Raw genomic sequence first — 14,838 nt, 5'->3', positions numbered from 1 at the left:
TAGGAAATATAAACTAACCATTTAGTTCTCGCCGGCCTCGGCCAGCAGCCGCTGCGCCAGCGCAAGGTGGGGGCGGTCGAGCATCGCCCCGTCGAGCGCGACCGTGCCTGCACCCGGATTATCGGCGAAAGCCTTCACCACGGCACGCGCATGGGCGATTTCCTCCGCGCTCGGGGTGAAGGCGGCGTTGATCGGAGCGACCTGCGCCGGGTGGATCGCCAGCATCCCGCGGAAGCCCTGCGCGCGCACGGCCCGCGCGCGGCGCTCGAGCGCGTGCGTGGCGCGGAATTCGGGCTGGACCGTCTCGATCGGCGCGACCCCGGCCGCGACCGCGCCGAGCAGGCAGAGGCTCCGCGCCATCTCGTAGGTGTGGGCGTATTCGCCACCTGTTCCGCGCTGTTCGCGCGCGCCGAGTTCGCTCGACAGGTCTTCCGCGCCCCAGCTCATCGCCACCAGCCGCTCGCGCCCTGGATAGTCGCCGGCGTAGTCGCCGGTGCGGAACATTGCCGCCGCGGTTTCGGTGACGAGCGCGGCGATCCGCGTCGCGCCCGGTTCGGTCCCGTTCGCCGCCTCGAGCGCGGTGAGATAGTGGTGGAGCTGCGTCACGTGATGCGCGCCTTCCGCCTTGGGCAGGAAGACCCCGCCGGGCCGCGCGGGCATTATCGCGGCAAGATCGCGCACCGCTTCGGGGCCGGTCAGCGGGTTGATCCGGACCCACACCCGCGCCCGGTTTTCCGCTTCAGCCAGCGCCTCGGCCACCGCCTCGCGCGCGGCGGGCTTTTTCTCCGGCGTCACCGAATCCTCAAGGTCGAGCAGGGCGATGTCGGCGTCGGACCCGATCGCCTTCGCCATCTTCTTCGCGCTGTCGCCAGGGGCGAACAGCCAGCTGCGCATCCGGGGCGGCGTAGGGTCGGTCATCGGCTTCCTCGTTTCCTCGTCCGCCCGGTTAGGCCGTGCCCCGCGCCTCTGCAAGCGCGCTTCAGAACGAGCCTTCGACCTCGAAAGTGACGATCATCCCGAAGCGCCGCTCGCGCGCTTCGGAAAAGGCGATGAGCCCGGCGGCGCGGTCGGCGAAGACGGTTCGTTCAAACCGGTTCTTCCGATCGATGAGGTTTGCCACATTGGCACGCAGGGTCAGGCCGTTCACGTCCTTGTTCTCGACGAAGGCCGAGACGAAGCCGAAGCTTTCGGTCCTCAGCGCCACCTCGTCGAGCCGCACGACCGGCGCATTGTCCTCCCAGTTAGCCGATCCGCCCAGCGCCCACACGCCTCCAGCGAAATCGTGGCGGATGTCGGTGCGCACGTCGACGATGTCGTTGCCGCTGATCTCGCGGGGGATGCCGAGCAGGGGGTCCACCAGCGACGACCCGCGCAGCGAGACATTGACGTCAAGCCGTGTGCCCGCCCAGCCGAGCGGGTCGGACAGCAGGGTAAGGTCGGTGTCGAGCCCGTAACGCTGCGCCGAGGGGAGATTGCCCGGAGCCTGCCCGCCGTTCGCCAGCGGGATCTGGTCGACGATGTCCGAAATGTCCTCGTAAAAGGGGCGCAGGTTGACCGAGCCGAGCGCGCCGAGCCCGAGATTGGCCTCGATCTCGAACACCCAGCTTTGCGGCGGCACGAGGTTGGCATTGCTCGCATTCTCGCGGTCCTGGTCTAGATCGACCGTGGCGATGAAGTCGAAGAAGCTCAATTGCCCGACCGCACGCTCGATCCGGCCCGAAAGGTTCAGCCGCGGCGTCGCCTTCCAGTCGAGCGCGACGAAGCCCTTGGGCCGGTAGAAGCTGCGCGTGAGGCCGAGCGGCCCGCTCTGGCGAAGCTGCGAATATTCCGCCCCGCCCGATGCCTGGAACTGCAGCCCCGCGGCAAGCGAACGGCTGTAGGTGAGGCCGACATCGGCGCGGTCCTCTTCGACTCGCGCATTGGCGCCGGGCAGGGGGACGGGCACGAAAGCGCCGTCCTCGCCGCGCGCTTCGAGGGCGGAATCGATCTCGAGGAAATTGCGCACGCCTTCCGCCGCCACCAGCAGATCCCCGCCGAGCGCCGCGACGGCATATTCGGCGCGCGCGATCGTCTCGCCTTCGTCGGCATCGCGCGTGAAGAGGCTTTCTTCGACGGGCGCGCCGTCCGCGAACTCGGTGCGCTGGATCGAGAAGGTCGGGCTGTCCTCGTAGCGGTGATAGCCGATCAGCTTGAGCCGGCCGGGCCCGAAGCGGAACTGGTAATCCGCGCCGACTTCGAAATTGAACTCGTCCTCGCCGCTTTCGAAGATGCGCGTCCGGTCGACAGGGGAAATCGTCCCCGACCTTTCGGAGATTTCGGTCTCCCGGCGGATGAAGCCGTTCACCTCGCCTGTCAGATTGAGCACGTTGCCGTTGTCCGCGACGCGCGAATACGAGCCCGCGAGGCCGAACCGGTCGAAGTCCTCGTTGCGGATCTCCTCGCGCAGGTCGATCAATTCGCCCGCGCCGTCGAAGACCAGCTCCGGTCCCTCGTCGCCGAGGCGGTTCGAATCGTTCGAAAGCGACAAGGTCCAGTCGTCCTTGGCCCCGCCGCCGGCGATCGCGATCGACCCGTCGAGCAGGCGCGCGGGCGTGCCGAAGCTGCGGAATTGCGGCGCGTAGCGGAACTGGCCCGATATGCCGCCGGTGCTTTTGGTCACGACATTGAGCACCTGGCCCGTGAGCCCGCCGATATCGAGGCTCGCCCCGTCGACGAGTTCGAGCCGCACCACTTCCTCGGTCGGGATGCGCGAGAGGGCATCGACCGGGCCGTTCGACTTGCCCGATATACGCCGCCCGTTGACGAGGACATTGGTGTCCGCCGCGCCCAGCCCGCGCGCGCCGCCGCCTTCGCGGATCGAAAAGCCGGGAACCTGCCGCGCCATGTCGAGCGCACTGCGCGGAGCGAAGCGGGCGAAATCATCGGGCTCGTAAGTGCGCCGTGTGCGCGGCGTGCCGGGCTCGGCCGCGCTTTGTGCCCCGGCGGCGAGGGGATCGACCGGCTCTTGCCCTGCGACCGATTCCTGCGCCGCAGCGGGCGCACCCATGAAGGCCACCGCGCCCGAAAGCATGGGCGCAATGGCGATGGAAGCGGCGAGGGCGCTTCGGCGGAAGGTCAAGTATCTGAACGCGGTCATGAAATTCCCTTGCGGGGGCGGGCAATACACGAAAACCGCCAATCGACGAATGCTCCACCGGGCGGGACGACCGGAGTTGCGCGCTGCGAGCGTCAACCGCTTGACGCGCCGCCCATGCGCGGTGAATTTGCGGCGGGAAGAGGGAGAGGAAAGTGGCGACAAGGGGTCTTTCATCCATCGCGCTGGCCTGCGCGCTGGCGCTCGGGCTTGCGGGATGCGGCGGGGAGCAGGCGGCGGTAGATCCGGCGCAGGCGGGGGACGGTGAGGGCACGATCGAACTCGCCGAGTTTCCCGACCGGCCCTATTGGGGCGACACGCACCTTCACACCGACAATTCGATCGACGCCTTCGGCTTCGGCGTGCGGCTCGGCCCGGAAGAGGCGCTGCGCTTTGCCCGCGGCGAGGAAGTGACCGCAACAACCGGCGCGAAGGCGCGGCTCGCCCGGCCGCTCGATTTTCTCGTGATTGCCGACCATTCCGACGGCCTCGGCGCGACCCGGCGGCTTTACGACGCGCCGCGCTGGTACGTGAAATGGGTGATCGGCGACGAGACCGTGCTGCGCTGGTACGACATGATGCACGAGGGGCCGGAGCAATCGCAGCGCGCCATCGGCGAACTGATCACGGCGGCGGCGAACGACACCCTGCCGGAGACGTTCTCCGATCCCGAAACCGCGCGCGAGGGGGCCGAGGACATCTGGAACACGCAATTGTCCCTGCTCGACCGCTACAACGAGCCGGGCCGCTTCACCGCGCTCGCCGGGTTCGAATGGACCGCCATGCCGGACGGCAACAATCTCCACCGCGTCGTCATGTTCCGCGACGGGAGCGACAGGACCCGGCAAGTGATGCCCTTTCCCGGCGTCGACACGGCGGTCGAGCAGTTGTGGGACTACATGGCCGCTTACGAACAGGCGACGGGCGGGCGCGTCCTTGCCATCCCGCACAATTCCAACCTGTCGAACGGGCTGATGTTCGAACTCACCATGCCTGACGGTTCGCCCATGACCGCCGAATACGCCGCCCGGCGCGCGGCGGCCGAGCCGGTGGTCGAGGTCACCCAGATCAAGGGCGACAGCGAGACCCATCCGTTCCTCTCGCCCAATGACGAGATGGCTGGCTTCGGCGTGAAGGGCTGGGAATTGGGCAACCTGCCGCTGACGCAGAAGACCGAGCCCGAAATGCTCGCCGGATCCTATGTCCGCGAGGCGCTCAAGCGCGGGCTCTCGCTCGAACAGCGGCTCGGCGTGAACCCCTATGCTTTCGGCATGGTCGGATCGACCGACAGCCACACCGCGCTCGCCACCGGGGACGAGGACAATTTCTTCGGCAAGCATACCGGCAACGAACCGGCCTACGAGGAGCGCGCGCTGCAGTCGCAGAACCTCGGGACGGATCGGGGCCGCTTCGGCTGGCACTATCTCGCGGGCGGCTATGCTGCGGCCTGGGCGCGGGGAAACACGCGGGCGGAAATCTTCGATGCCTTCGCCCGGCGCGAGGTCTATGCGACGACCGGCCCGCGCATGACTGTGCGGGTGTTCGCGGGCTTCGATTTCACCGACGAGGACTGGAACGGCGACTGGGTGCGCGCGGGCTATGCGCGCGGTGTGCCGATGGGCGGCGAACTGGTCGACGAGGGCCGTCCGCCGCGCTTTCTCCTCAGCGCGCTCAAGGATCCCGACGGGGCCAATCTCGACCGGGTGCAGGTGGTGAAAGGCTGGCTCGGTGCGGACGGGGAGCTGCGCGAAAAGGTCTATGACGTGGTGTGGAGCGACATGGCCGAGCGCCCCCGCCGCGGCGGCGAGATTCCCGCAGTGGGCGATACGGTCGACCGCGAGACGGCGACCTACACCAACACGATCGGAGCGGCGGAACTAACCGCGACCTGGACCGACCCCGACTACACGCCTGGAGAAAGCGCATTTTACTATGTTCGCGTGCTCGAGATCCCGACCCCGCGCTGGACGCTTTACGATGCGGTGCGCTTCGGGATCGAGCTGCCGGAAGAAGCGCTCGCCGACGCCGTCGCGCAAGAGCGCGCCTATACCTCGCCGATCTGGCTCAAGCCGGAAAGGGGCGCGGGGCGGTGACATTGCCCGGCTGGACGCGCGAACCGCTGATCCATTTCCTCGCTCTCGGCTTCGTTCTTTATGTCGCCCTGACATGGGGCGGCGAGCCGGTCGATCCGTCCTCGCGGCTGGTCGAGGTCGATGATGCCCGGCAGGCGGAGCTGGCGCTCGGCTTCGAGCGGGTCATGGGCCGCGCGCCGACCGATGCCGAGCTCGACAAGCGGATCGAGCAATATGTGCGCGAGGAAATCCTTTACCGCGAGGCGCTGCGGCTCGGCCTCGACGAGGGCGATGCGGTGGTGCGCCAGCGGCTGGTGGCGAAGATGGACATGACGGCAAGCGCGGCGGCGGAAACGGCTGAGCCCGACGAGGCGGAGCTTCGCGCCTTCTTCGAGGAGAACCGCGAGCGCTATGCGGGCGAGCCGCGGGTCACCTTCCGCCAGGCGTTCTTCGACGCGCGCGCGGCGGCGCAGGAGGCGCTGTCCGACCCGGGCAGCGTGGGCGCGCGCGGGCGCAGCGCGAATCTTCCCGCCCGGATGGAGCGGGCGCGCGCCGACGAGGTCGCCGCGCGCTTCGGTAAGGATTTCGCGGCGGCGCTGGAGGGACTTGCGCCGGGGACGGGCTGGCAGGGACCGATCGCCTCGGGGCTCGGCTGGCATCTCGTGCGGATCGAGGCGCGCGAGCCGGCCCCGGAAAGCTTCGCGGATGCGCGGCAGAAGGTGGTGAACGACTGGCGCAGCGCCGAGATCGCCGCGCGCGAGGAGCGCGCCTACGCCATCCTGCGAAGCGCCTACCGCGTGCGGATCGACCGGTGAGGGGCGCGCTGCGGTTCCTCACCGCGCTGCTCGCCGCGCTCCTCGCCGCGCCGCTCGCGGCGGACGAGCTGCGGCCGGCGGTGGTCGAACTCGCCGAGCGCGAGTCGGGGCAATTCGTTCTCGAATACAGGCTCCCCGTGGCCGCCTCGCGCAGCGAGTCCGTGCCGCTCGCCCGCCCGGTCGTGCCGGAGACCTGCCGCGAGACCGCCGAGCCGGTGCGCCGGGCCGAGCCGCTGGCCTTGATCGGCCGGGTCGAACTCGCCTGCGAAGCGCCGCTTGCCGGGCAGAAGTTCGGGCTGGACGCATTGACGGGGAACGCCGATGCCATCGCCCGGTTCTTGCCGCTGGACCGCCCGGCGCAGAGCTTTCGCCTGACCGCAGCCGCACCCACCGCCGCGATCCTTGCCGAACCGGACCGCGCACAGGTGCTGGCCGATTACTTCGTGATCGGGGCCGAGCACATCCTGTTCGGCTGGGACCACTTGCTGTTCGTCGTCGCTCTCGTCCTGCTGGTGCGCGACGCGCGCCGGATCGCGTGGGCGGCGACCGCCTTCACGCTCGGCCATTCGGCCACGCTGGTGGCGACGACGCTCGGCCATGCCGGCCTGCCGAGCCGCCCGGTCGAGGCGCTCATCGCGCTGTCGATCGTGTTTCTTGCCGTCGAGGTCGCCATCGTCCTGCGTGACCCCGAGCGCCGCAGCCTGACGCGCCGCCTTCCGTGGCTGGTCGCGCTCGGCTTCGGGCTCGTCCACGGCTTCGGTTTCGCCGGTGCGCTCGCCGAGATCGGCCTGCCGCCCGGCGAGAGCGTCCCGGCGCTGTTCGCCTTCAACATCGGGGTCGAGGCGGGCCAGCTCGTGATCGTCGGCGCGCTGCTCGGCCTGCTCGCGATCCTCGCCCGCGCCGCCCCGCGCGCGGAGCCGGGCGCAATGCGTCTTGCCGCTTATGCCATCGGGACGATCGGCAGCTTCTGGCTGATCGAGCGCGTCGTGGGCTAGCCCATGTGGTTGTCTCGCCGCGGGTGATTCGTCACCTTGCGCCCGGGGAGGAGAGGCGCGCCGCCCGGATTCGCCTGTCCCATCAATGACAAGGCAAGCCCGGGCAGGAGATAATTGGCCGACCGCAGCGAAATGATGAGACGCCAGCGTGTGCTGGCGAATTTCGGGGAATTCGTGCTCGATCATGAAGGGCATGGGGAACTCGACAAGATCCTGACCGAAGGCTGCCGCCTGATCGCCGAGGCGCTCGACACCGATCTCGCCAAGGTCATCCAGATCGAGCCCGAACGTGCATCGGGCTTCGTGCGGGCCGGGATCGGGTGGAACGAGGGTATCGTCGGCAAGGAGCGGATCAGCCTGTCGGAAAGGTCTTCCGAGGCCTATGCCATCGCCCGGGCGGCTCCCGTCATTACCAATGACATCGCTGCCGAGACGCGCTTTCATTTCCCCGCATTCCTGCGCGATCACGGGGTCATCGCGCTCGTCAACGTGCCGATCTTCCTGACCGGGCGCCGAGCTTGGGGCGTTCTCCAGGTGGATGCGCGCGAACCGCGCGAATTCGACCGCGACGACATCGAGTTCCTGATGACCTATGCCATGGTCCTCGGCCCGGTCGTCGACCGGATGCTCGTCGTTGTCGAGCGCGAAGAGGCGCGGCGCCGCCTCGCCGAGCGCAACGATCGCCTGCGCCGAGTGGTCGATGGGATCGAGGAAGGCTTCGGCCTGCTCGCGCCCGATTTCACCATCCTCGAAGACAATCGCAAGCTCTCCCCGCCGGTGTCCGGCGACCCGATCGGCCGCTCCTTCTGGGAGGTCTATCCGCAAGCGAAGGGATCGGAACTCGGGCGGATGCTTGAACGCGCGATGGACGAGCGGGTGCCGCTGGCGCTCGAACACCGGCCTGAAGGATCGGACATCTGGCTCGATACGCGGGCTTTTCCCGTGGCCGACGGATCGCTCGCCGTGCTGTGGCGCGATGCGACGAGGCGGCGCGAGGCGCGCGAGCGGATCAGGAAGAGCGAGGAGTGGCTGCGCAGCGCGGTCGAAGTCGGCAAGGTCGGGTTGTGGGACTGGGACGTGAGGGCCGACACGGTCGTCTGGTCGAACGAGCACTGGAAAATGTACGGCTACGAACCGGGCGAGGTCGAGCCGAGCTACGAGGCGTGGATCGAAAGCATCCACGAGGACGACCGCGCCCGCGCCGACGGGGAACTGCGCCGGGCGATGGAGACCGGCGAGGACTATTCCTGCGAATTCCGGGTGATCCATCCCGACGGGACGATCCGCTGGCTGCAGGGCAATGGGCGCTTTTTCTTCGGCGACGAGGGACAGCCGGTGCGCATGGTCGGGGCGATGGTCGATTACACCGAAGCGCGCGAGATGCAGGACCGGCTCGGCATCATGGTGGCCGAATTGCAGCACCGCACGCGCAACCTTATCGGCGTGGTCAAGGCGATGGCCGACCGGACCGTGCGCGGCTCCGCCTCGCTCGCCGGATTCGAAGCGAAATTCCGCGCCCGGCTCGATGCGATGGCGCGGGTGCAGGGAATGCTCTCCCGCCTCGGATCGGAGGACCGGATCGCCTTCGACGAACTGATCGCGAGCGAAATCGCCGCGCTTAACGGCGATGCGGCCCAGGCGCAGGTCCGCCTCGACGGCCCGCGCGGCGTGAAGCTGCGCTCGGCGACGGTGCAGACGCTGGCGCTCGCGCTGCACGAGCTCGCCACCAATGCGCTCAAATACGGCGCTCTCGGCGAGGAAGGCGCGCGGCTCGCGGTGCGCTGGTCGGTCGAGAGGCGCGGCGAGGACCGGAAGCGGTGGCTGAACATCGACTGGCGCGAGAGCGGAGTGTCCATCCCGGCCGAAAGCGAAGGCGATAGGCGTGCGGGCGATGGGCGCGATCTGATCGAGAACGCGCTGCCCTACCAGCTCGGCGCGCGCACCAGCCTCGAATTCGGTCCGGACGGGGTGCATTGCACGATCGCCCTGCCGCTCCCGCGCGACAAGGGCTGACAGCGCAAAGCGGCGCGAACGGGCGGCTCGGCAAGGGGATTTCCACTGGTCGGGACGACTGGATTCGAACCAGCGACCCCCACACCCCCAGTGTGATGCGCTACCAGACTGCGCTACGTCCCGGAACCAGTGGAGGCGCGCGCTATAGGGCGGGCATCCCGTGCTGGCAAGCGTCCTTGTTGTCGATCGCGCAGCCGCGCGATGCGGACCTCCCGCTCCGCCTCCCCGCCCGACCACCACAGGATATCGGTACCATTGGTGGCCGGGCGGGGAGGCGGGGAGGGAGGTCTGCCGCTTGCAAGGCGACCCACCGATTGCCGGGCGCTTGCATTGCTGCTAACCGCGCCCACCTATGACGGCGGCGAGCCGCGGCTGATACCCGATCGGGTGCTTGGCCGGCTCGGATCGCCGGGATCGATAGACACATTCTGACGGGTTCTTTGACCATGATTGACATTCTCGCCGCAGGCGCCGGGGCTGCCGATGCGCCGCCGGCATGGATCAACCTCCTGCCGATCGTCGGCATGGTCCTCATCTTCTGGTTCCTCATCATCCGCCCCCAGATGAAGCGGCAGAAGGAGCACCAGGCAAAGATCGGCGGCCTCAAGAAGGGCGACCAGGTCGTCACTGCCGGCGGGCTCGTGGGCAAGGTGGTCAAGGTGGACGATACCTACGCCGACATCGAACTCGCGCAGGGCGTGCGGGTGAAGGCGGTCAAGTCGACCATCGGCGACATCATCCCGCCCGGCGGCAGCGCCGCGAACGACTGACCCCGCCCCGGGGCACGTCTCCGGCCGACCGACGACAAGAGACCAAGGCAAGACCAGCGGCAATGCTCGATTTCCCTTTCTGGAAGAAACTCATGCTGTGGGGGATCACCCTCGCGGCCGTGATCGCGGCGCTGCCGTCGCTTGTCAGTTCGGCCGGTTACGACTGGCCCGATGCGCTGCCCGACCCGATGGTCAATCTCGGGCTCGACCTTGCGGGCGGCTCGCACCTCCTGCTCGAAGGCCGGGCCGAGGACGTGCGCGCGCAGCAGCTCGAAAACATGGAAGAGACGGTCCGCCGGGTCATGCGCAACGCCGACCCGCGCATCCGCATCGGCGACGTTTCGACCCGCGACGGGCAGCTTTCCTTCATGCTGTCCGACCCGTCCGACATCGACCGGGCGCGCTCGCTGCTCGAACCGGAAATCATGGGTGATGGCCTCACCCGCCTGTGGGATCTCGAAGTGGTCGACGGCCAGCGCATGGTGCTGAGCCCCACGACCAGCGGGATCGAGGAACGGCTGAACGATGCGATGGAGAGCGCGACCGACGTCGTGCGGCGCCGGATCGACGCGCTCGGCACGCGCGAGCCGACCATTATTCGCCAGGGCGACACCCGCATCGTGGTCCAGGTGCCCGGCCTCGAGGATCCCGAAGCGCTCAAGAGCCTGCTCGGCCAGACCGCCAAGCTCGAGTTCAAGCTGGTCGACAAGGATGCCCTGCCGAGCAACGTGCAGGCCGGCATCGCGCCTCCGGGCAGCCAGATCGTGCCCTATGCGCCGGGCACGGATTTCGCAGGCCAGTTCGAAGCGGTCGAGCGGCTCGGCGGTATCCGCGGCGACAGCCTGACCAACGCGCAGGCCGGGGTCGATCCGCAGACCAACGAGAACGTCGTCGACATCACTTTCGACGCGCAGGGCGGCGCGCGCTTTGCCAAGCTTTCGACTGAAAATGTCGGCGAGCGTTTCGCGATCATCCTCGACGGCGAAGTGATTTCGGCGCCCTATTTCCGCGAGCGTATCCTCGGTGGTCGAGCGCAGATCTCGGGCAATTTCACCGCCGAGAGCGCGAACCAGCTTGCGATCTCGCTCAATTCGGGCGCGCTTCCACTCGAACTCACGGTGATCGAGGAACGCACGGTCGGCCCCGATCTCGGCGCGGATTCGATCCGGCGCGGGATGATCGCGATGCTGATCGGCAGCCTCGCCGTGATCGCGCTGATGATCGCGACCTATGGCCGTTTCGGCGTTTATGCGACGATCGCTCTGGTGTTCAACGTGGCCATGCTGCTCGGCATCATGGCGATCCTCAACACCACGCTGACCCTGCCGGGCATCGCGGGCTTCGTGCTGACCGTCGGCGCGGCGGTCGATGCCAACGTGCTCATCAACGAACGCATCCGCGAGGAGCGCAAGCGCGGGCGCAAGGTCGTCACCGCGGTCGAGACCGGCTACAAGGAAGCGAGCCGCGCGATCTATGATGCGAACATCACCAATTTCATCTCGGCCGTGCTGCTCGGCCTGTTCGGCTCCGGCCCGATCCGCGGCTTTGCCGTCGTGCTGATCCTCGGCCTGTTCACCTCGGTCTTCACCGCGCTGCCGCTGACCCGGATGTGGGTCGCGGGCTGGCTGCGCAAGAACCGTCCGGCCGACATCACCATCTGAGGAAGGGACGCGACACCATGAAACTCCTCAAACTCGTCCCAGCCGACACGAACATCAGGTTCCTCAAGTGGCGCGTGCCGTTCTTCGTGACCAGCCTGCTGCTGATCGCGGCGAGCTGGGCGCTGGTGTTCGTCAACGGTCTCAACTTTGGCGTCGATTTCGCAGGCGGGCAGGAAGTGCGCCTGACCTTCGAGGAACAGGCGACGGCGCCGATCCCCGAACTGCGCGAACTGGTCGGCGGGCTCGGCTACGGCGAGCCGGTGGTGCAGGAATTCGGCCAGCCCAACCAGGTCTCGATCCGCGTGCCCCTGCCCGAAGAGGTCGAGGCGACCCCGGGCGCTGCGACAGAGATCGGCAACAGCGTGATCGCCGCGATCGGCGAGGAATATCCCGATGCGCGAACCGACGGGAACGACACCGTTTCGGGCAAGGTCGCGGGCGAATTCCGGCAGGACGCGATCATCGCGCTGCTCGCCGCAATGGTGGCGGTCGCGCTCTACATCTGGATCCGGTTCGAATGGCAGTTCGGCGCGGGCGCGCTGTTCGCGCTGTTTCACGACGTGTCGCTGACGCTGGGCCTGTTCGCGCTGTTCCAGCTCGAATTCAGCCTTCAGATCATCGCCGCGATCCTTGCGATCATTGGCTATTCGCTGAACGACACGATCGTCGTGTTCGACCGCATCCGCGAGAACCTCAAGAAGTATCGCAAGATGCAGCTGCCCGAACTGCTCGACCTGTCGATCAACGAGACGCTGGCGCGCACGGTGATGACCTCGCTCACCCTGCTCGTCGCGCTGCTCCCGCTGCTCCTGTTCGGCCCGGCGAGCCTGTTCGGCCTCGTCGCCGCGATCACCTTCGGCCTGTTCGTCGGGACCTATTCGAGCGTCTATCTCGCCTCGCCGATCCTGATCTGGCTGGGCGTGACCTCGAACAGCTTTGTGCCGCAGGAAACCGAGGCCGACCGGCAGGAACGAATCGCCCGCGGCGAAGCCTGAGCGGTCAGTCCTTCGGGGCCAGCAGCTCCTCGTAATATGCGGCCAGCCGGGCGGCGTTCTCCTCCCAGCTGAAGCCCGCGACGAGGTCCGCGACCGCCTGGCGCGGCGGGGGATCGTTGAGCACGGCGTTGATCCCGGCGGCCACCGCCCTGGGCTCGCGCGCGACCAGCCGGCCAGCCAGATCGCTCGTTATCACCTCGCGCGCGCCGCCGACATCGCAGGTCACCACCGGCGTCCCGCAGGCGAGCGCTTCGACCCAGGCATTGGCGAGCCCCTCGTTCGCGCTCGGCAGGACCATGACATCGGCGGCCGACAGCATCAGCGGCAGCACGTCGTGGTCGAGCAGGCCGACGAAATGCACCCGGTCCGCCAGCCCCAGCGCGCGCGCCTGCCCTTTCAGTTGCCCTTCCTGTTCCCCGCGCCCGACCAGCACGAGATGCGCGCCCGGCACCTCGGTCAGCGCGTCGAGCAGGATGTGCTGGCCCTTGCGCTCGATCAGCGCGCCGACGCAGGCGAGCAGCGGGGCGTTGTCGGGCATGGTGAAGCCGAGCTCCGCCCCGAGCTGCGCGCGCAGCTGCGTATGCGCGAGCGGGCGGAAGCGGTCGCGGTCGAGCCCGGTATAATGGACCGTGATCTTGTCCTCTTCCATGCCGAGCGCCACCATATCGCGCTTCAGCGCCTCGCTGACGGCGAGCAGACCATCCGCCCGCTGTGCGGCGCGCAGCATCTCGGCGCGGGCGTGGTCGATCCCGCCCCAATAGGTGATGTCGCTCCCGCGGGCCTTGATCGAAAGCGGCAGGCCCGTCGCCCGGGCGAGGCGGGCGGCGGCCGGACCGTCGGGAAAGAAGAACTGCGCGTCGAGCAGGTCGACCTCTTGCGCGGCCCTGATTTCCTCGAGCACCGGCAGCGCCGCGCGTGCGATCGCCGCCGCGTTCCGGCGCGCACCGATCTTGGGGATGAGGGTGAAGCGCGGGCGGTGGACCATGATGCCCCCTTCCTCGCTGCGTTCCTCGATGTTCGACAGGTCTCGGTATCGCCCAAGCGCGATCGGAGGCAGGCCGATCGGATTGATAACCGTGACCCGCCAGTCGCCGCGCCGGGCCAGAGCCTCGAGCGAGCGCGCGACGAAGGTTCCGAAGCGTGGGCTCACCGGGTTGGGCCAGAGCGTGCTGATCGAGACGACGTGCCTCATCGCGCCGCTCCGCGTGGGGGCAGGGTGCCTCTCACAATTCGCGCACCAGCATCACGGCAAGCCCGATCCATGGCGGGTTGTCGACCACCAGCTGTTTTTGCCCCGCGCCGGGTGGGAGCAGTCCGACCTTGCTTCCCTGCCGGTCGATCAGCCGCCCGAAGGCGAAGCGCCCGCCGGGGCGCGGCACGAGGCAGTCGCGGTTGATCGCCTGCCCGGCATCCTCGGGCGCGATCCGCCGCAGCCAGAGCCGGTCGCCGGGCCGGTATTCGCCCGTGCTTGCGATGACTTCGAGCACCGCCATCGCCTCGCCGCTGGCGGCGGCGAGATCGGTCGGGAGCAGCGCCTCGCGCTCGGCGTTAAGCGCCTCGGCCCCTTCCGAGCCCAGCTCCGCGACCACACGCGCGGTGGGGCTCTCTTCCGACCGGACGAGGCTTTCAGGATCGACGCCCAGCGCCTTGCCGATGCGGTCCATCCACTTCAGCGACAGGTTGCGCATCCCCGTTTCGAGCCGCCCGATCGTCTGCGCGGTGGTCGGCGGGTCGCAGGCTTCGGCAAGCTGGGCGAGGGTGAGCCCCTTGGCCTTGCGGATGTCGCGGATGCGGTTGATCATGCGTAAGCCTCGACGAGCGGAAATTCACCAGATCGGTTTTTCACTTTCCTACAGCCTTCCCGCTTTGGCAAGCCCTCTCTCCACACCGGGCAAGGGAGAACGAAGGCATGAAACGCCAGCTGGTCGAACGCGAACTGACATCCGAAGGCCCGCGCCGCGCGGGCGACGCACGGGGCAAGCGGCGAACCGTGACGGTCAACCTTGGCGAATCGCCGCTCGCCTGGCTTCATGCCCGAGGCCATCTCGAGGACCGCCTGTTCGATGCGGGCGAGGCATTGAGAAACGATTACGAACGCGCGCAGCTCGCACCCAGCGTGACGATGCGCTGGGACCCGGTGCGGGTGAAGACGACCGGTGAGCGCGGCCTGACCGCGACCGAACGCCAGATCGCCGCGAAGGAGCGCTTCGATGGGGCCATCGCCCATGCGGGCAAGGGGCTGGAGGACATCCTGTGGCGGGTCGTGTGCGCCAACGAGGGCCTGCCGGATGCCGAAAAGGCATTGGGCTGGCCCGCGCGCAGCGGCAAGCTGGTGCTGCGGATCGCGCTCGAACGGGTGGCGGACTTCTACCGCATCCGCTGAC

The 14,838-nt window shown here is 68.2% G+C and carries 12 protein-coding genes and 1 tRNA gene; 8 read left to right on the top strand and 5 right to left on the bottom strand.

All coding sequences use genetic code 11. The annotated features are described in order from the left end of the window. Positions 1–21: 21 nt before the first annotated feature. Positions 22–918: a CoA ester lyase gene (locus G9473_RS07625; RefSeq protein WP_291138012.1), complete on the bottom strand. Its 897-nt coding sequence runs from the start codon at positions 916–918 to the stop codon at positions 22–24. Positions 919–979: 61 nt separating this feature from the next. Then, entirely contained in the window at positions 980–3,136 is a 2,157-nt protein-coding gene (locus G9473_RS07620) for a TonB-dependent receptor (RefSeq protein ID WP_291138009.1), read from the bottom strand. A gap of 152 nt (positions 3,137–3,288) precedes the next feature. Between G9473_RS07620 and G9473_RS07615 the strand changes: the two genes are divergently transcribed. The 4 genes from G9473_RS07615 to G9473_RS07600 all read left to right on the top strand — a co-directional run bounded on the left by G9473_RS07615 (position 3,289) and on the right by G9473_RS07600 (position 9,028). Next, positions 3,289–5,226, top strand: coding sequence for a DUF3604 domain-containing protein (locus G9473_RS07615; protein WP_291138006.1), 1,938 nt, complete (start codon positions 3,289–3,291; stop codon positions 5,224–5,226). Continuing rightward, positions 5,223–6,020 carry a peptidylprolyl isomerase gene (locus G9473_RS07610; protein ID WP_291138003.1) on the top strand — a complete coding sequence of 266 codons (798 nt, stop codon included), beginning with the start codon at positions 5,223–5,225 and terminating at the stop codon, positions 6,018–6,020. Before G9473_RS07615 ends, G9473_RS07610 begins: the two co-directional genes overlap by 4 nt. After that, entirely contained in the window at positions 6,017–7,015 is a 999-nt protein-coding gene (locus G9473_RS07605; RefSeq protein WP_291138000.1) for a HupE/UreJ family protein, read from the top strand. Before G9473_RS07610 ends, G9473_RS07605 begins: the two co-directional genes overlap by 4 nt. 135 nt (positions 7,016–7,150) lie before the next feature. After that, complete coding sequence (locus G9473_RS07600; protein ID WP_291137997.1) at positions 7,151–9,028, top strand: PAS domain-containing protein; 1,878 nt, start codon at positions 7,151–7,153, stop codon at positions 9,026–9,028. A gap of 46 nt (positions 9,029–9,074) precedes the next feature. Here G9473_RS07600 and G9473_RS07595 read toward each other — a convergent pair. Beyond that, positions 9,075–9,151: transfer RNA gene (locus G9473_RS07595), tRNA-Pro, on the bottom strand. A 323-nt stretch (positions 9,152–9,474) separates the two neighbouring features. Between G9473_RS07595 and yajC the strand changes: the two genes are divergently transcribed. The 3 genes from yajC to secF all read left to right on the top strand — a co-directional run bounded on the left by yajC (position 9,475) and on the right by secF (position 12,454). Further along, the gene (gene yajC, locus G9473_RS07590; RefSeq protein ID WP_291137994.1) at positions 9,475–9,798 is read left to right on the top strand and encodes a preprotein translocase subunit YajC; all 324 of its coding nucleotides are present in this window, start codon (positions 9,475–9,477) and stop codon (positions 9,796–9,798) included. A gap of 62 nt (positions 9,799–9,860) precedes the next feature. After that, positions 9,861–11,459 (top strand): protein translocase subunit SecD, encoded by a 1,599-nt coding sequence (gene secD / locus G9473_RS07585; protein WP_291137991.1) that lies wholly within the window; start codon positions 9,861–9,863, stop codon positions 11,457–11,459. Positions 11,460–11,476: 17 nt separating this feature from the next. Continuing rightward, positions 11,477–12,454: a protein translocase subunit SecF gene (secF, locus tag G9473_RS07580; protein WP_291137989.1), complete on the top strand. Its 978-nt coding sequence runs from the start codon at positions 11,477–11,479 to the stop codon at positions 12,452–12,454. A gap of 4 nt (positions 12,455–12,458) precedes the next feature. Here secF and G9473_RS07575 read toward each other — a convergent pair whose 3' ends face one another. After that, positions 12,459–13,646, bottom strand: a complete 1,188-nt coding sequence (locus G9473_RS07575) for a glycosyltransferase (RefSeq protein ID WP_291137986.1) — start codon at positions 13,644–13,646, stop codon at positions 12,459–12,461. A gap of 31 nt (positions 13,647–13,677) precedes the next feature. Continuing rightward, on the bottom strand, positions 13,678–14,256 hold the full coding sequence (locus tag G9473_RS07570; protein ID WP_291137963.1) for a helix-turn-helix transcriptional regulator: 579 nt from the start codon (positions 14,254–14,256) through the stop codon (positions 13,678–13,680). A gap of 107 nt (positions 14,257–14,363) precedes the next feature. Between G9473_RS07570 and G9473_RS07565 the strand changes: the two genes are divergently transcribed. Further along, entirely contained in the window at positions 14,364–14,837 is a 474-nt protein-coding gene (locus tag G9473_RS07565; RefSeq protein WP_291137960.1) for a DUF6456 domain-containing protein, read from the top strand. Position 14,838 lies beyond the last annotated feature (1 nt).

Source organism: Erythrobacter sp. (assembly GCF_011765465.1).
Lineage (GTDB): Bacteria > Pseudomonadota > Alphaproteobacteria > Sphingomonadales > Sphingomonadaceae > Erythrobacter.
The sequence above is the reverse complement of the archived record's forward strand: the minus strand, read 5'-3'. Positions and strand labels throughout refer to the sequence as shown.